At 36.6% G+C, this 17,130-nt stretch carries 14 protein-coding genes; 8 read left to right on the top strand and 6 right to left on the bottom strand.

From position 1 onward, the window contains the following. Position 1: 1 nt before the first annotated feature. Complete coding sequence (locus V7O62_RS04165; RefSeq protein ID WP_406657766.1) at positions 2-874, bottom strand: glycosyltransferase family 2 protein; 873 nt, start codon at positions 872-874, stop codon at positions 2-4. 898 nt (positions 875-1,772) lie between these two features. On the opposite strand from V7O62_RS04165, the gene V7O62_RS04160 reads away from it, so the two are divergent. From V7O62_RS04160 to V7O62_RS04135, 6 genes are all read left to right on the top strand, one after another. Continuing rightward, positions 1,773-2,486, top strand: coding sequence for a PHP domain-containing protein (locus tag V7O62_RS04160; protein WP_406657765.1), 714 nt, complete (start codon positions 1,773-1,775; stop codon positions 2,484-2,486). 2 nt (positions 2,487-2,488) lie between these two features. Then, positions 2,489-3,658: an ATP-grasp domain-containing protein gene (locus V7O62_RS04155; RefSeq protein ID WP_406657764.1), complete on the top strand. Its 1,170-nt coding sequence runs from the start codon at positions 2,489-2,491 to the stop codon at positions 3,656-3,658. Further along, the gene (locus tag V7O62_RS04150; protein ID WP_406657763.1) at positions 3,651-4,817 is read left to right on the top strand and encodes a glycosyltransferase family 4 protein; all 1,167 of its coding nucleotides are present in this window, start codon (positions 3,651-3,653) and stop codon (positions 4,815-4,817) included. Before V7O62_RS04155 ends, V7O62_RS04150 begins: the two co-directional genes overlap by 8 nt. Before the next feature lie 26 nt (positions 4,818-4,843). Then, positions 4,844-5,872, top strand: a complete 1,029-nt coding sequence (locus tag V7O62_RS04145) for a DUF354 domain-containing protein (protein WP_406657762.1) — start codon at positions 4,844-4,846, stop codon at positions 5,870-5,872. A gap of 351 nt (positions 5,873-6,223) precedes the next feature. After that, positions 6,224-7,543 (top strand): hypothetical protein, encoded by a 1,320-nt coding sequence (locus V7O62_RS04140; RefSeq protein WP_406657761.1) that lies wholly within the window; start codon positions 6,224-6,226, stop codon positions 7,541-7,543. Further along, on the top strand, positions 7,540-9,804 hold the full coding sequence (locus tag V7O62_RS04135; protein WP_406657760.1) for a putative Ig domain-containing protein: 2,265 nt from the start codon (positions 7,540-7,542) through the stop codon (positions 9,802-9,804). The genes V7O62_RS04140 and V7O62_RS04135 overlap by 4 nt, the downstream gene beginning before the upstream one ends. 235 nt (positions 9,805-10,039) lie before the next feature. Here the strand turns inward: V7O62_RS04135 and V7O62_RS04130 are convergent, their stop codons facing one another. After that, entirely contained in the window at positions 10,040-11,035 is a 996-nt protein-coding gene (locus tag V7O62_RS04130) for an MraY family glycosyltransferase (protein WP_406657759.1), read from the bottom strand. Between the two features lie 271 nt (positions 11,036-11,306). Here V7O62_RS04130 and V7O62_RS04125 point away from each other — a divergent pair, with 271 nt between their 5' ends. Then, positions 11,307-11,465 carry a hypothetical protein gene (locus tag V7O62_RS04125; protein WP_406657758.1) on the top strand — a complete coding sequence of 53 codons (159 nt, stop codon included), beginning with the start codon at positions 11,307-11,309 and terminating at the stop codon, positions 11,463-11,465. A gap of 338 nt (positions 11,466-11,803) precedes the next feature. Continuing rightward, on the top strand, positions 11,804-12,352 hold the full coding sequence (locus V7O62_RS04120) for a VanZ family protein (RefSeq protein ID WP_406657757.1): 549 nt from the start codon (positions 11,804-11,806) through the stop codon (positions 12,350-12,352). On the opposite strand, the gene V7O62_RS04115 is transcribed toward V7O62_RS04120, so the two are convergent. The 4 genes from V7O62_RS04115 to V7O62_RS04100 are packed head-to-tail and all read right to left on the bottom strand — an operon-like array spanning position 12,349 to position 16,525. After that, entirely contained in the window at positions 12,349-13,803 is a 1,455-nt protein-coding gene (locus tag V7O62_RS04115; protein WP_406657756.1) for a nucleotide sugar dehydrogenase, read from the bottom strand. The genes V7O62_RS04120 and V7O62_RS04115 overlap by 4 nt on opposite strands. A 9-nt stretch (positions 13,804-13,812) precedes the next feature. Continuing rightward, positions 13,813-14,745 (bottom strand): UDP-N-acetylglucosamine 3-dehydrogenase, encoded by a 933-nt coding sequence (locus V7O62_RS04110; RefSeq protein WP_406657755.1) that lies wholly within the window; start codon positions 14,743-14,745, stop codon positions 13,813-13,815. After that, positions 14,742-15,824 (bottom strand): DegT/DnrJ/EryC1/StrS family aminotransferase, encoded by a 1,083-nt coding sequence (locus tag V7O62_RS04105; protein ID WP_406657754.1) that lies wholly within the window; start codon positions 15,822-15,824, stop codon positions 14,742-14,744. The genes V7O62_RS04110 and V7O62_RS04105 overlap by 4 nt, the downstream gene beginning before the upstream one ends. Before the next feature lie 32 nt (positions 15,825-15,856). Then, a complete protein-coding gene (locus tag V7O62_RS04100; RefSeq protein WP_406657753.1) occupies positions 15,857-16,525 on the bottom strand; it encodes an acyltransferase in 669 nt (222 codons plus the stop codon). Between the last annotated feature and the right edge of the window lie 605 nt (positions 16,526-17,130).

The raw sequence follows: 17,130 nt of genomic DNA, 5'->3' as shown, positions 1-17,130 counted from the left end.
TTTATCTCCGGGGAAGGTACTTTTTAATAGCAATCACCCATTTTCTCTTAAAATATTGCTTTAATTCATCATCAGCTATTTGTTCTTTTCTTAAGAAGAAATCATAAAAATACCCTACCAAATAAGCAAAACCTATGTAATAAGGCTTCTTGGAGATATATATGCAACTTTTTAATATGATGTGTAAGGGATGGAAGCCTAAATAATAACTGCTTTGGCCATACACTATATATCCATTCCAATAGCCTTCTGCATTCGAAACATCCCTTGATTCAACTGCTATGATTTTTTCGAATCTCTTAGTCTTCCATCCTTTAAACCTTGCTTTTGCCTTTAGTACTGAATCCCATGAATAAGAAACCGGTATGCTACCACAATCTTCATAGCATTCTCTTCGCATCAGCATATTGCCTCCCGAAGGTTCATCCTCCGGCAGGCCAGTAACATGGACTAGTTGACCATTTTTTGTTAACTTAATTCCACTACTTGCAATCCCAAGGGTATCATCTAAATTAAATTCATCAACCAACTCCTCAAAAAAAGAAGATGGTATTGAAAGATCAGCGTCAAGATTCCCAATAAACTTATAATCAAGGTCATTTTCTTTAAGGAAGTCTACAGCATATTCAAATCCTCTCTTGATATTCTGGGATAAATGCGGCCCCAAATCTCTCTTATGTTCTTCGTTGATTTCAAGAATGTGAATCCATGAGTTTTTGGAAGCTGCTTCCTTTTCAATATTTTTAGAACCATCTGAACTGCCATCATCTACAATAACCCACATAATGGGCCTAATAGTCTGCTTCATCACAGATTCCACTAGTTTTGGTAAATTATCAATTTCATTTTTGCACGGAGTTATTATCAGATACATGGGAATACACTATAAGTGTTGCAATTGCTTTTAAATTATTTAAATCATAGCTTTGTCGAAATTTAATTGGATAATCTCGTCATATAAAAATATTATAACAGTTAATGACATTAGATATGCAAGATTTACTATCGTATTCCTTAAAAAAGGATTATAGGACTATTCTTGTACGTTGGAGATTGTTTTTAGAAGACTAACCAGTTGATATGAAAAATTCAATGAGTATTCAAAATTTCTTAAGCGCTACATACTTATTTTACGTTGAGGCTATTTTGAAGAAGATTTTTTGAAATAATCAAAATCAAAGTTACACGGTTTCTATTTACTTACATGCATTTTAACACAATAAAATATTATGTTGATGAGAGACTTTATTATCAAAAATTAGAATGAGCTTCTTGAAGCTACCAATATCATTACTAATGAAACAAAAACGGTACTTGATTGTTTGCGTTCGCTTGGTAACAGATAGCTCTGACAAGTATGATGTCAGTCGTAAGTTAGGATAGCACTTTATATGGTGAAGCTTTAATTTAAGGTAGTTTCAAGTTTACTATTTTTGATGCAAACCTACGTTTAAATTATATATGCTAACTATAATTGGTAGAAATGGGCGTGAACTGAGGAATCATAATGCAGCCATAAATGAAGCTAAAGGTTATGAAGAAAAAACGATCGCAATTTCAAAGATGGGTGGGAAAGCTTTATAGATTTTGTTAGCACTGGCATAATATTGTATCTAGAAGCCCAGTATCTTAATCAAGAGTTAATAGGATTTATGCAAAACTTAATTTCATTATATTAATATATTTTTAAAACGTGTTTTCAAGTTTTTATAATAAAATATATATATGTTTATTACTGATTGAATCTATAAAAATAATTTAATGGAATGTACATGAACTCTTCTATTATATATAATCAAGGATATGCTTTCGATTTCCATATTCATACCAAATATTCTAATGATTCTTATACTCAACCTGAGAAACTACTTAAAAGTGCCATCAAGAATAATCTTGATGGAATTGCCATTACAGATCATAATACAATAGAAGGTGCTTTAAAAGCAAAACTGTACCAAACTGAAGAGATTATTGTGATAGTTGGCTCAGAGATAATGACTGATGTCGGAGAAATAATAGGTTTGTTCTTAAATGAAGAGATTAAATGCCACGATTATGGTGATGTATGTGATGAAATTAAGGAACAAGATGGAATTATTTTGCTCCCTCATCCATATCGAAATCAAAATCCAGAGTTAATGATTCATAGAGTAGACTTAATCGAATGTTTAAATGCTCGCTCTTCTAAAGAAGCAAACATAAATGCAAAGAAATTAGCAACAAAACATGACATCCCCTGCGTATCAGGCAGTGATGCTCATATTTTGAGTGAAATTGGAAACGTTAGAACTGTTTATTCAAGCGATAAGATGGATCTTGACATTGAATCGATAAAAAAGACGTTATTGAACGATAAAGCCCAAATCATTGGCTGTGAGTCATCAAAAATGGTTAAGACGCTAAGTAGGGGTATTGGAAAATACAAAAAAGAAGGTATAAAAGGGTTGGCAAAATCAACATCTAAAATAGTTCTCAGGAATAAATAGACATGAATGTACTTATAACGAATGCAAATAGTTCAAAAGCATTGACTGTGACAAGATCACTAGGATCTAAAGGAATAGATGTAGTAAGTTCAGATACAAACAAATATGCTATTTCTTTTTTCTCAAAGTACACAAAAAATCATTTTCTTACAGCATCCCCAAAAGCTGAACCTGATATTTATATGAAACAAATATTAAGTTTTATACAGAAAAAAAATATTGATGTGATGATGCCAATAAATAGTGTAGACACATTGTTAACTTCTAAATACAAGTATAAATTGGAACAATATACAAAATATCCATTTGAAGATTATTCAAAAATGGTAGTGATAAATGATAAACAGAAATTAATAGAACTTGCTGATGAAATTGGATTGCCAGTTCCAAAGACATATACTATGGATAATACTAAAAAAATAGAAGGACTTGCAGTTGAATTATCATATCCTGTCGTCATTAAACTAAAGAATTCAACTAGTAGTGAAGGATTAAGCTATGCTTACTCTATAGAAGATTTCATAGATAAATATAAAAATACAATTATAAAATATAATTTAGATCCAATAGATTATCCAATTGTTCAGCAATATATCTCAGGCGATTCATATGGTGCATCTGTTTTAATGAATGAAGGGGACCTTAGGGCTGTATTTATTCATAAAAGATTAAGGGAGTATCCCATATCAGGAGGTCCCAGTACACTTCGAGTCAGTGTCAAAAACAAGGAAATGGAAAAAATTGCTGTTAAATTATTAAGTCATGTGAAATGGCATGGTTTAGCAATGGTTGAATTCAAGTTGGATCGAGAAACGAATAAACCATATATAATAGAAGTTAATCCCCGCTTTTGGGGTTCAATAAATCAAGCTGTGAGAAGTGGAGTTGATTTTCCATATTTGCTATATCAAATGGCAATTGACGGGGATGTAGCTTCTGTTAAAGACTATCAAGTTGGAATTAAAACAAGATTGTTTTTTAATGATTGCAGAGCATTTCTTTCTTACATGAAAATTTCCAATCACAAAAGCCAGCTAGCAAAAGATTTTTTCACTTTCCGACAAATTCATTCAGACGAGTTCTCTAAAACTGATCCCTTGCCTGGTTTCATGTTCTTTTTAAAGAGTAAGAAAGGTAAATATCAATTGATTAAGGTGAAAAAGAATGAGTAAGAACAATGAAAAAATGAGAATACTCATTATTTTCAATTCATTGATCGGTGTTATTGGGGGTGGAAGTCGGCATATAGTTGAGGTAGCAAATAGATGGATTGTTTCAAATGATATTCATTACTTAATATCTAATGAAGGATATAATGTAGCTGTTGACCACATCGGTGCTCCACATGAAAATAAAAAAATAATTAAGTATGATGTTACATTTGATTCCATCAGAAAATTTCATTTGGCATATATATCAAGAACGGTTAAAAGTGCATATTTATGTTACAAAATGAGAAACGAATACGATGTAGTAGTTGCTCCAAATTATTTACCTCAAAATATAATACCTGCTATTTTTATGAAAAGTAAAAAGACAAAATTGGTTGTTTATTTCCATACGACTCCACTGAAAGAAAGGAGCAAATACCTTAAATCAATAAACGTTTTAAAAAGAAACTTGTCATACCTTAACTGGTATTTTTGCACCGTTGTATCAGAAAGGTACTTCGACTTGGTTTTTGTTATCAATAAATCAACTAAAAACTATTTTGTAAATCGAAAAGTTGCATCTCAAAAAGTGGAGATTATTTCAAATGCTATCCCTTATCAATCTATTGTTTCCATAAAGACACCTACAATTAGAAAATATGATTGTGTGTTTCTAGGTAGACTGGTTAAAAGTAAAGGAATACTTGATATTGTTAAAATTTGGTCAATTGTCACAATTGATAATCCTACAGCAAAAATCTGTATTTTAGGAGATGGACCGGATAGGGATGAATTGGAGAAAGAGATAAGAAAAAATTCACTTGAAAATAACGTATTTGTCTACGGGCAAGCTGAAAACGATGAGAAATATAGAATTATGAAAGATTCAAATATTTTTTTGTATCCAAGCTATTATGAATCACAAGGTATAGTGATTTTAGAGGCATTAGCTTGTGAATTAACTGTAGTTGCCTATAATCTTCCTACCTATAATGAATTTTATGATGACTATTTGAATACAGTTGAAGTTGGAGATTTTCAAGAAATGGCTGATTTAGTTAAAGCAATTATAAAATGGCCTGAGAAATATAGGAAACAAAGAGAGGATATAAAAAATTTCATCTCAAATTATGATTGGGGCGTAGTTTCGAAAAATCAGGAATTACTGCTGAAAAGATAATTATTTTTTTTGAGTGGGAGGGTAAAATGAAAATAGCAATTGGAGTATCTCATCCAAAACATGTCCTTATTTTTAAAAATGTTATTGAATGCCTTATTAAAAGAGGACATGTTGTAAAAGTTATCGCAGTAGAAAAAGATATTACCAAATATCTGTTAGATAGATATGATATAGAATATGAAATTGTTGGAGAGAATCAATCTAACATGCTCGATAAACTAATAGTTTTGCCACGATGGGAATATCGAACATATAACATCTTAAAAGATTTTAAACCAGATGTTTTTGTGGGGCGTGCAATTCCTCATATTGCACATATTAGTGCAATGATGCGAAAACCTTACATAGTATTTGAAGATACCGAAATAGCAAAAGCTGTTCATAAAATAACTTTACCTTTCGCAGATGCAATTATCACACCTACTTCTTATCAAAGGAATCATGGGAAAAAACACCAACGATTTGATGGATATTTTGAACATGAATATTTGTCAAGTAAATTCTTTAATCCAGATCCCTCAGTGTTAGATGATTTAGGTGTTATCAATAATGAAAAAATAATACTTATTAGGTTTGTTGCTTGGAATGCTAGTCATGATATAAATGATCATGGGTTCAAAAATAGGATTGAAGCCATCAATGAGTTGCATAATTATGGAAAAATATTAATCTCATCTGAAGAGGAACTTCCTTTTGAACTAAAAAAGTATGAATTTACACTACCTTTTGAAAAAATTCATAGTTTGATGCATTTTGCTGATTTATTCATAGGTGAAAGTGCAACAATGGCCACTGAATGCGCACTCTTGGGCACTCCTTCTATATACATATCAACATCTAGGCGCGGATACACAGATGAATTAGAATATGTCTATAACTTGCTATATACTTTTTCAGATGATGATGCACAAAATGGAGCTATAAAAAAAGCACATGAATTACTTAAAGATAGAAATAGCAAAAAGAGATGGCTTGAAAAGAGCAAAAAAATAGAAACTGAAAAAATTAATGTCACAAGATATATGTGTGATATCATCGAAAAGCACAATTTATAGGCAAATAGATTGTTTTTTTGGAATTGAAAGTGAATGAGAATCATTTTGTGATCACCTATGATTCCAAATACATCACTTTCTAAATTTACCTTCTTTTCTGTTCTGTATACCACAAATCTATCTGAATCATTTGAATATCAATCTAAATTTGAAGTTTTTCACTTCTAAATTAATAGGTCATAGAATTGTGAAATCCTAATTGAAGATGTAGGTATCCTAATTCGTTCATCAATAAAATCAAGATAAGTTTTCTACAAGACTAGACTATGTACAAAAACATTGCTAATATGGCCATCAGTTTAATGTTCATGTCCATGAATAATGCAGTAATAACATACATCGAAAAGGGATATGATGAAATCAAATGCAACTCTTTTTTCATTAATAGATACTATGGAAAACAATCATTCAAAACTATCACTTATTTTTTCTCTTGTTTTATTGACCCTGATGTGTGGTAATGCACATGCAATAGTTTATACAGCTGACCCGGGTGATGATTTGGCATCGATAGTTGCTAATCTGTCATCTGGAGATGTTTTAAATTTAAATCCAGGAATCTATAATGATCATCTAGTTTTTAGTAGTTCGAATTCAGGTATAAATGGAAACCCTATTACTATAAATGGAAATCAACAGGTGACTTTTGATGGGGTTGATTATACTGGCAAAGGAATTGTCCTAGATAACAATGCCTCATTCGTAGTTTTCAATGGTATCAATGTTACAGGATATGACTACTGCGTCCAAAATCTGGTATGTAACAATATTAAGTGGAATAACTGCGATATCTGGCTGAATGAGTCAGGAGTCCGAGATGATGGTTTTGGACACACCCCATTTTATTTTGGTCCTGGTGCTCAAAATTGTTCTCTCATTAATTCTAAACTTCACGATGTCAGAAATTCTGCTAATTGTATTAATATTATTGGTACTATGGAAAACCCGACAACAGATATAACCATTTACAATTGTGAAATATATGATATCTACTGGCATGATGCAATATGCTTTCAGAATGATGGCGGTGGAGTAGAAGTATGGGATGAACAAGTAATCTTGAGAATTAATATTAGTAACAATATCATACATGATATTGGCGAACAGTATGCAGTTCCCATAACTACAAATTCCGCATCTGTTTGGAACTCTATAATAGCTAATAATTATCTTTACAATGTTGAAAAGTACATCTCAATATCTGGTGGGGACAATTACTATTACAATAACACAATCAAACAATTGTATAGTGATAACTATATTGGGCAGCATCAGTCATATTCTACGCCCAACAATATTAGAGATGTCTTTGAAGGCAATCATGCTCCTATCAGGCTGATTGGCGGCTCTCCTGGCACTGAAACAATTAATCCACTATATGGAGTTCAAATTTATAAAAATTCTACTGGTGCAATTGTCAGAGATTGGAATGGCACACAAAGGATATCACTGGCTCATAATTCATCTGTAACAATAAAGCATAAGGGGATTTTTGAACTTAATTTTGTATCTGGTAGTGGCGATTACACGCAAGGAACCCCTATTTGTTATGACAATATGTGCAGTGCATCTATAGAACTTTCATCTGATGCCATTAAAAGGTGGGATGCTACAATGTATCCTATTCATCCAACTGGAAACAATGGAAATGCTAGGGTGGTGGTTATATGAAAAATAAGTTACTGCTACTATTGTTTTTTACATTCTGTTGTGTTCATTCTGTAAATGCAGAGGTGCTTGACAGTGACAATTTCAATAGAGAGAACAGTACTAATTTGGGTTCAAATTGGATAGAAATATATCCAAAAACTGCGATTGAAAGCGAATATATTAGAATGGCTGAAAGTGCGACTACTGGTATTATTTGGAGTAATCAGTCATTTTCAGTTACTAGAACAGTATCAATCAAGTATATTGATCTGAATAAATCGCTAACCAATGTGGATTGGGGTTTGTATCTAAGTACATCTGCAAACGATACTTTTGATGGTATATACATTAGATTCAGAGAATCAGATGGATATTTGAGATTGTATGATGGGACAACCTATATACCTCCCAGTGGTGGCAACGGTCAACAAGCAGTCGAAAACAACCAGATTATTAATGTATCCATGAATGACACTAATGTCTGGATGTACGTGGATTCCACATATATAGGCTCATGGGATATTTCTGTGAATTCTGGATATGTTGGATTCAAGACAATAGCCAGTGGTGCAGAATGGGGTATTGATGACTTCGCAGTGTATAGTATTGGAGAAGAACCTGAGGTAGGACCATCTTATAATATTGAAATTTTCAACTTTGATGATATAAGCCTCAATACCAATATGCTATTAAATCTATCAAATTATAGTGAAACCCTGACTACAATTGAGTTGTTATATTTCGATACTACTGCAGGAATCACATATTGTTTTGGGTATGACAACTTTACGGAAATTTCTAATATAACAGAGACTGTTGATAATGGAGGAGTTTGGTTTAATAATTCTGTGGATGTTGTCCCTGAAGGCATTTATCGGATATGGGAAAAAAAGGAAGAACCGAGCCTATCTGGTGGTGAATCTTCGTTTAAACCTTCATCTACATCTTTCACTGTTAGTGAAAGTGAATCTACAACCTTTAGTATTAGTTCAGATCAGCCATTCATGAGCCTAGATTGGTATCTTGATGGTGAGCTTGTGGAAATTGGAACTATGAGCCATACGCAGGAATGGACTGAATCTGGAACACACTCTGTCCGCTTCGAAGGAGATACTGGATTGGAAGTTCTTTCCAACACATGGTCTGTTGTTGTGTCAGAATCAGGCTCATCGACTATCAGCATATCACCTTCATCAAGTGTAGTAACTCCTGGGGACACTTTCTCACTTGATGTATACATCGATCCGGAAACATCTCTGTCAGAATCACAATTCGATCTGCATTACAGCAGCCTTGCTTCAGTAAGTTCTGTTCAGGAGGGTGCTTTGTTCTCTTCCGAAGGGCTGTCTACAACTTTTAATGCTGGCGAGGTCGATGATCTTGCTTCAGTACTAAGGGGTGTCAGTTCCATTATAGTAGATTCTGGTACGATTTCAACACCTGGAGCCATGGCCACGGTGAACATGGTTGCAGGAAGCAGCTCCGGGATACTTGAACTTACGCTCTCGGATGTTACGTTAAACAATACATATTCCAATCCTGCGCCTTATACGATCTCCAATGCAACTGTACTGGTAGATTCTGCACCGGAATTCGACATGATCCCTGCAATTTTGATATCCGAAGGAGATAGCATTCTTTTACCTATCAATGCAGTAGATTCTGAAGGTGATGAGCTTACATACTCATGTATGTCTCTTCCTGAGGGAGCCACCTTTGATTCTGCAACAGCAACCTTTAGCTGGACTCCGCAAGAGGGCGATGCCGGCAGTTATGAAGTAGTTTTCAGAGTCACTGATGGCTATCTCAATGATTCTGCAAATGTGGCTATAAATATTGCTCCGGCTGCTTCAGAACCTTCTTACTTGCCTGTGTCAACATCTTTCACCGCTGATGTAGATGACTCTACAGTCTTCAACGTAAGCTTTGACCAGTCATTCATCAGTTGTGATTGGTATCTTGATGGAGAATTGGTAGAGAGCAGCACTACGAGTCATATGCAGGAATGGATCTCATCGGGTAATCATACTGTTAAGTTCTTAGGAGCTGCAGAAAGTGGTGTATTCTCCAATACATGGACTATTGATGTCCCGTATCTTCATCCCTGCTGGGACGTCAATGAAGATGGGATTGTGAACATTCTCGACATAACTTTGGTGGGAATGAATTATGGACAGACATATTCGGATACCACTCCAAGATGGGATGTTAATCAGGATTCAACAGTGGACACACAAGATCTTTCCATTGTTAGGGATCACTTTGGAGAAACAGTTGAGTGATGCTTGTGCATCACTTAAATTTACTCTTTTGTTATTTTTATTTGCCTACATTAACAGCTCAAGCCATTTCTTCTTCGTTGAAAGGTGCGTATGACACATAGGAGATGCACTCGTTTGTTTTAGCTCATCAAGATTCACAATGTTCTTCTGTTGCCATGCTTTTTCAGGCAAAAAAAGAGCCTCAACTAGTAATACACGGCTTGTCATATCAAATCTTAATATAGTCTTCAAGCCTTCAGAAGCTACCAGGAAGGAATATTCCCAGAAGGCAGAAAAATCCGGTCAGAGCATACATTGCCCATGTTGCCTGTTTCTCAGTAACACGGTAGTAATATGGTAATACCCATTTTAAGGTAAGTGGATTGGGAACTTCTAGTGTTCCATCTTCACGTTCCTTTCCAAACTTTGCTATAGGGAATTTCTTTATCCTCCAATAAACATACATCAGAAAGTTAATGGTATGGGGTATAAGCATTATAAATCCACTGATCACGAATCCCTGTATTACAACAATCGCACCTATGGCTGCTCCTATTGTTAATGAGCCTACATTGCCCCAAAATATCTTGGAGGGATACCTGTCGTAGAGGAAGTATGCAAGTGTAGCTCCGGTGATGCTTACAATTGCAAAGATATTCTCAACATCATCAAGCAAAAATGATCTTATTATCAGTGAAATGAGGACTATTACCGAAAGGCCGGAAGCAAGTCCGTTAAAGCCTGAGTGCATATTAACAAGGTTGGAAGCTACAAGAACAAAGGTCGGGACTATGAATTGCAGGTACAATATCCCCAGCTCAAAGCTTCCGATTGACGGAAAAGTGAATGCAGTAGTAGTAGCGTATTGAATAAGCGGATATGAGCAATAGTACATCAGGAGGAGTTTTGTCACCCTGCCTATGTCAATCATGTCATCAAGAATTCCAAACAGCCCGAAAAGTGCAACAACTATAAGTGCAACGTAATTTGTTGTTGAAAACTTGAAAAAAAGGGTATTGAGTGAGAAGCTCACCATGGCCACAAGCAGGATGGCAATTCCACCTCTATCCGGGACCATTGTGATCCTACGTTTGTAGTAATCTTTTGCCAGAATCTTTCTTTCAGTTAACTTCCTTATAAAATAGGGTATTGATATGTAGGCCGCGATGAAAGGAAGCAGGAAACTGCTTATTAATATCAGGCCAAAGACAACTGTAGGTGATTCTATATCCAACATAGTATTGACACTCATAAAACTCGTTTTATTAAAAAATAATTATTAATATTTAATTATCATTGTTTATACGTTTGTAATATATAGTTTTTATGCTGTCTGAAGGCCGTTGTTAGTCTATTTGCAATCTTGTTCTTCTCATAATGATGAGATAGTAGAGTACACTTATCTTTATATACTTGATCACCACATAACGGAGTGTGAATAAGATAAATGGGTTATTGTCTATTCAAATATCATGTGTATGTGATTTTGGTTAAGTCGCATGCAGTTTAAATCGGTGGTATATATGAAGTTAGTTGAAACTAAATGTGCAGCTTGTGGTAGTCCGATATATGTTTATGAAGATTTTGTACGTGAAGAAATGTATTGTACCCTTCATTGTATGGAATCTGCAAGTTCAGGAGAGTTTTTTGGTAAGAAGAATGTAGAACTATATGCCCTATAAAACCTTATTTTCAGCAGATTAATTTTATCATTAAGGATTTTGGATTGATCTTGAGCAGAATTGATTTATAATGCGCTCTCTATTATCTCAATAGCATTAAAAAAATTCTAATCACTGGCGAGTGGGTCAGATCAGAAGTTATTTTGTAGAAAAACTTGTTCTTTCTTCTAAAATAACAGTGCTTGACAATCTCTCCTCGAAAAGCAAGTACCATAAAACAATGTCACTTCCGGAAAGTGATTAATTAATCAAATTGGGCTAGCACTCCTATGAACTTAAAAAAAACATTCTTGCACAATAAATTAATTCTGAATATTATCATTTTGGTACTGTATGGTATGAGAGGACTGCTTGACATTGTCCAAAAAATCCTGAGCTTTAACTACAAAAGTAACAAAAAGCATATATTTCTGCTCCTGACAGTTTTCTATGCTGCTATGATCTTTTATCTTTCCTCAAGATCAGACATTGGTGTTCCTACGCACATGTTTAAAGTTCCTGTCATGTATCAGCTGAAGGACTTTCTTGAAAGTCAGAATCTGGGATTTTTAATTGACTTTGTGGAATACTCTTACTTGCATCGTGACAAAATAGCACACATTTTCCTTTATTTTGGCCTGGGAGTTTTTTTGCACCTTACATTTAGGAATTCGGACAACAGAATCCTCAAAAAATATGCAGCTTTATTGGCCGTTGTAACGGGCATACTCTATGGCATAAGTGATGAAATTCACCAGATGTATGTTCCCGGAAGAACGTCCAGCATTCATGATATATATGCTGATGGAATCGGCGTGACAATAGCTCAAATTGCATTTTTTGCCTTGCTCTTAATAGGCCTTCATGGCAGAAAAAAGAAAGAAAAAGTGCGTCAAGATGAGACTTAGACGCGTATACCGTTCATCTGGGCTTTGATTGGGTGCTGATTCTTGTCACCACGTCCAATTCCCTTGTAGATGAAACCAGCTTCAATAAACTTATCCGGTTCTATTACGTTTCTTCCGTCAATGATCACAGGATTTTCTTTTCCCATAAGTGATTTCAATGAAGCAGGGTTGATGTCAAAGTATTCTTTATGCCCTGTAAACAAAACTGTAACGTCGGCATCTTGTACTACTTCTTCCATACCCTTCAATATATCTACATCGGGATATTGGAGTACATGTGGATCATGGATAAGAATCTCCGCACCAGCATCAACAATCATATCCCTGTATGGCTCCGAAGGGGGATTGCGTGCGTCATCAGAATCATTGATAAAAGCCCAGCCCAGCATGGCTATTTTTGAGTCTTTGATATCCTTATTAATTCTCTGAAGGGCAGCTTGTGTCAGGTTATACATGTGTACTGGCATGAAGTCATTTACTCTCCTTGCAAGTACGTAGATAGATTCCGCATTTTCAGGGTAATCCAGGTTTTCATTTCCTAACTTTACTCCACGCTCAAGATGGTATGTATCCTTGGTAAGGCAGTGACCACCAACCCCTGCTCCGGGCCAGAGCATTGCTCTTGTTATGCCTTCACCTTTGAGGCTGTCAATACCTGTCCTTACGTCATATACGTTTATTCCCATAGACTCGCAGTAGAGTGCAAGCTGGTTCACAGCTGCTATTTGCAGATCACGGAATGTGTTTTCAGCAGTCTTTGTTACCTCTGCTGCAGTTGCTGTCATGGGAATGACATTTCCTTTTGTCAGAACAGGAGAGTACAACTCGACAGCTCTGTCGGTACTAGCTTCGTCGATACCACCAACAATACGGTCGTGTTCCTGAATATTACGCAGTAGTCTTCCAACCATCACCCTTTCAGGGGCATGGGCCAGTGCGAAGTCCTCTCCTGCCACAAGACCGGATTCTTCTTCCAGTATCTTCCTAGCCATGTCATCGGTTGTTCCAGGTGTGATAGTCGACTCAAGGACCACCAGCATACTCGGCTGAAGATACCTTCCTGCATTGCGGATGCCCTCCTTCAGCGCTCCAAAGTCCGGTTCAAGTGCTTTTGAGTCTGCAAAAGGCGTCTGGATAGCAAGGGTTACAGCATCGAGTTCCGCAATCCTTGAGAAATCAGGTGTGCATTCGAATTTACCTGCTTCAACAACCTTTTGCAGGAGTTCTTCAAGACCCGGTTCTTCTCCCTTAAGAGGACTCTCTCCCCGGTTCAGCATATCTATCTTATAACCGGATGATGGAGAATTCCTCTGGAATCCCAACACATGGTCAAATCTGTCCGAATCGGCAAAAAGTGCAGCAGCGGGAATTCCCACATAGCCCATACCGATAACCCCAATTCTCTTTATGGGTCCCTTTTCCCTTAAAATACTTTCAAGTTTGTTGCTCATGGTATCACTTCATATGTGTATCATCTTCTCTTCTTGATAAGACCTGATGGCAGCAAGGCTGACATTAAGTGCATGAATGCCATCCTCTCCGGCTGGTTCCGGTTGCCTCTTGTTATCTATACAATCAATAAAATGCTCAAGTTCGTTCCTGAGAGGCTCTTTTTGTTCAATCTTGGCTTTTCTCACCCAGCTATTGTCATGAAGCTCGACTGTCTGGTCTATATAATCAAGATAAGCAACACCTTTTACGCCTACAGCAGTAAGTTTCCTTACTTTGTGTGGTGTAAGCCAGTTGACTTCTACAAGTCCTGAAAATTCATGGTCAAAACGCATGTGTATGGTGGCGTGATCTTCCATGGAATGGATGTCGGCTCCGGCGACTGCATAAACCTGATTCACATGCCTGCCGTAGAGGAAAGATATGACATCGATATCATGAACGCCGATGTCGAGGATTACTCCTACATCCCTTATTCTCGGATTATATGGTCCGACTCTTGTTGTAGAGATGGATACGATTTTCCCGAGCAGGCCGGAATCTATTATTTCTTTAAGTCTCATGATCGCAGGATTAAACCTTTCGATATGTCCAACCATTACACAGCGGTCAACTTCCTTTGCCGTATTGAGAATCGTTTCTGCATTTTCAATACTGTCGGCAATTGGCTTTTCTACAAGTACATTTGCCCCTGCCCTTAAAGCATCGATCGCTACATCTTTATGCATTTTAGTAGGAACCACAATGCTCACAGCATCAAGTCCTTCCGCAAGCAATTCTTTATAGTCTGTGAAAGGTCGAGTATTATGCTGCTTCGCAAGTTCCTCTACAAGCTCGGCATCAATATCCGAAATACCCACAAGCTCTACACCTGGCATTTCGCTATAGATGCGTATGTGGTTTTTTCCCATTGATCCTGCGCCGATAACTCCTGCTTTTATCACCTGGTACCACTCCATTCTTTTAATGAATCTATTATGAAATTGATTTCCTCCCCTAAAACCTGCGGATGTACGGGGAGGGAAAGTACTTCCTCACTCAGTTCCTCGGCCACCGGAAGCTTATCTGTATATCCCAGTTCCTGATAATAAGGTTGCATGTGTATAGGTATTGGATAGTGAATGCCTGTACCTATGCCTTTCTCTTTCAGGAAGGATGCGAGTTCATCCCTGTTTTGTATACGTATTGTGTATTGATGGAAAACATGACCGTAACCCTGTCTGACTGTCGGGCAGATAACACCTTCGATATTCTGGAGGCCGTTTGTAAGCAATTGTGCATTATGTTGCCTTTTTGATGTATAGCTTTCAAGTTTTTCCAGCTGTACAAGGCCGATGGCGGCACATATGTCCGTCATTCTCAGGTTGTATCCCAACATTTCATGAAGATACCGCTGTCTTGAACCGTGATCACGAACCATTTTGGCTTTTTTTGCAACTTCATCATCATTGGTCGTTATCATACCACCTTCACTTGTGGTCATGTTCTTGGTAGGATAGAAACTGAATGCCCCTGTCCCGAATGAGCCTGCTTTTTTTCCGTTGAAAGTTGCACCGTGAGCCTGGCAGGCATCTTCAATAAGTGCCAGCCCATTGTCATTTGCAATCTCTTCATAGGCTTTCATGTCAGCAGGATGGCCGTAAAGATGTACGGGCATGATAGCTTTTGTTCGGTCTGTGATTTTTTCAGCTACCATTTCCGGATTAAGATTGAAAGTGTCATAATCGATATCTGAAAAAACCGGTTTAGCTCCTGTGAACAGTATGGAATTTGCAGTTGCGACAAAACTGAACGGGCTTGTTACTACCTCATCTCCCGGGCCGATGTCGTGTGCCAGCAAACCTGCATGCAAGGCAGCAGTCCCGGAATTGACGGCGATTGCGTAGTCAACTCCCGTGTATTCGGCAAACGCTTGCTCAAAGTCAGTCACACGCTGCCCCTGGGCTATCATTCCTGAACGCAGTACGTCACTCACAGCCTGGACCTCAGCTTCGTCAAGTTGTGGCTTTGCAATTGGTATCATTGTATCCCCTCATATGTATTAATTTATATATTTTATATCTTATTTATACATTGCATTATGTCCGGCAGGTCTTTTATTTGTGCAGGGCAGCCAATAGCAAGTTTCCAGGCAGGTACATCTTTTGTAACCAATGCGCCTGCAGCCACCATGGCTCCTTCACCTATTTCCACACCGGGTACAAGAGTTGCATTAGCTCCTATGGATGCGCCTTTTCTTAAGATGGGTCCTTCGGGAACATACTCTCCTCTTACAGGATACCTGTCGTTCGAAAGCACTGCACAGGGTCCGATGAAAACATTATCTTCTATAGTAACATGTGTGGGAATGTAGGCATTACCTTGGATACTTACATTGTTCCCGATTGTGACATTACCATCAATTATAACGTTGGTACCAACCAGCACATTGTCTGCTATAGTTGTTTTTTCTCGTACCATTGCATTATGGCCGGTCTTGAACATCCTGCCTGTACTCACATTACTGAAGATGGTTGTACCTGCCCGGATGAATGCCTCCTCCCCAATCTGGCAACCAGGAAAATCGAAGTTTTCTATCTCCCTTTCTTCATCTATAATTCTTTGCAAAATGTCATGCTGGGGATATCCCAAAGTTACATTTTCCATGACCTTACAGTTAGCTCCGATGGTCGTGGAGCCATATATTTTTGCAGACCTATGGATATAGTCGTTACTCCTATACATCAACCCACTCTCTTCCAATATATAATGTGTTTACATATAAACATTTTTGATTCATAAATCTGTTTAGTAATATAATTCTAGTAGCTATCTGAGATATAATTTTTAGCATTTTCTCAGAATCTTGCTTATTGCAGAGATACAAAATATTTATTGTTACCCCAACCACCTATATCGTATATGATATGTTGTAATAAATAATTTCTCCGATTTTTCATTTTGAGGATGCATAGAAAACGAAAATCAGAGTATATTTTTGGATGTATATGATAGTTCATTTTTTGTAGATGACATTCATGTAAGGAATCAACGATCTGTGTTTTTCTCATAACATCTATTTTTCAAGTTGGAGAGGATGAAACTCGACTTTTAATATTGTATTTCTGCATAAATACTGTGATTCACTTAGCACATTCATTCATAAATATAATTATTATAATATTTATATTTTCATCCAGCAGTATATTTGGATTCCTTACTTAAAAGCTTCTTTTCTTTGAGGTTCCCTTCTCTAGATTCGGATGATCTTTTTAGTTTTTTTTGGAAGCTAGCTTTGCAAAAAGTGCAAAGCATTTTTTACTTTTAATACAGTTATCAGGTTCTTGCAT

The organism is Methanolobus sp. ZRKC2 (genome assembly GCF_045291185.1).
Taxonomy (GTDB): Archaea; Halobacteriota; Methanosarcinia; order Methanosarcinales; family Methanosarcinaceae; genus Methanolobus.
The sequence above is the reverse complement of the archived record's forward strand: the minus strand, read 5'-3'. Positions and strand labels throughout refer to the sequence as shown.

What these genes read in the sequence shown, in the direction of transcription:
- V7O62_RS04155 (WP_406657764.1), top strand. Translation starts at nt 2,489, where the DNA reads ATGAATGTACTTATAACGAATGCAAATAGTTCAAAAGCATTGACTGTG.
- V7O62_RS04150 (WP_406657763.1), top strand. Translation starts at nt 3,651, where the DNA reads ATGAGTAAGAACAATGAAAAAATGAGAATACTCATTATTTTCAATTCA.
- V7O62_RS04130 (WP_406657759.1), bottom strand. Translation starts at nt 11,035, where the DNA reads ATGAGTGTCAATACTATGTTGGATATAGAATCACCTACAGTTGTCTTT.
- V7O62_RS04105 (WP_406657754.1), bottom strand. Translation starts at nt 15,824, where the DNA reads ATGATACCAATTGCAAAGCCACAACTTGACGAAGCTGAGGTCCAGGCT.
- V7O62_RS04120 (WP_406657757.1), top strand. Translation starts at nt 11,804, where the DNA reads ATGAGAGGACTGCTTGACATTGTCCAAAAAATCCTGAGCTTTAACTAC.
- V7O62_RS04165 (WP_406657766.1), bottom strand. Translation starts at nt 874, where the DNA reads ATGTATCTGATAATAACTCCGTGCAAAAATGAAATTGATAATTTACCA.
- V7O62_RS04115 (WP_406657756.1), bottom strand. Translation starts at nt 13,803, where the DNA reads ATGAGCAACAAACTTGAAAGTATTTTAAGGGAAAAGGGACCCATAAAG.
- V7O62_RS04135 (WP_406657760.1), top strand. Translation starts at nt 7,540, where the DNA reads ATGAAAAATAAGTTACTGCTACTATTGTTTTTTACATTCTGTTGTGTT.
- V7O62_RS04145 (WP_406657762.1), top strand. Translation starts at nt 4,844, where the DNA reads ATGAAAATAGCAATTGGAGTATCTCATCCAAAACATGTCCTTATTTTT.
- V7O62_RS04160 (WP_406657765.1), top strand. Translation starts at nt 1,773, where the DNA reads ATGAACTCTTCTATTATATATAATCAAGGATATGCTTTCGATTTCCAT.
- V7O62_RS04125 (WP_406657758.1), top strand. Translation starts at nt 11,307, where the DNA reads ATGAAGTTAGTTGAAACTAAATGTGCAGCTTGTGGTAGTCCGATATAT.
- V7O62_RS04140 (WP_406657761.1), top strand. Translation starts at nt 6,224, where the DNA reads ATGATGAAATCAAATGCAACTCTTTTTTCATTAATAGATACTATGGAA.
- V7O62_RS04100 (WP_406657753.1), bottom strand. Translation starts at nt 16,525, where the DNA reads ATGTATAGGAGTAACGACTATATCCATAGGTCTGCAAAAATATATGGC.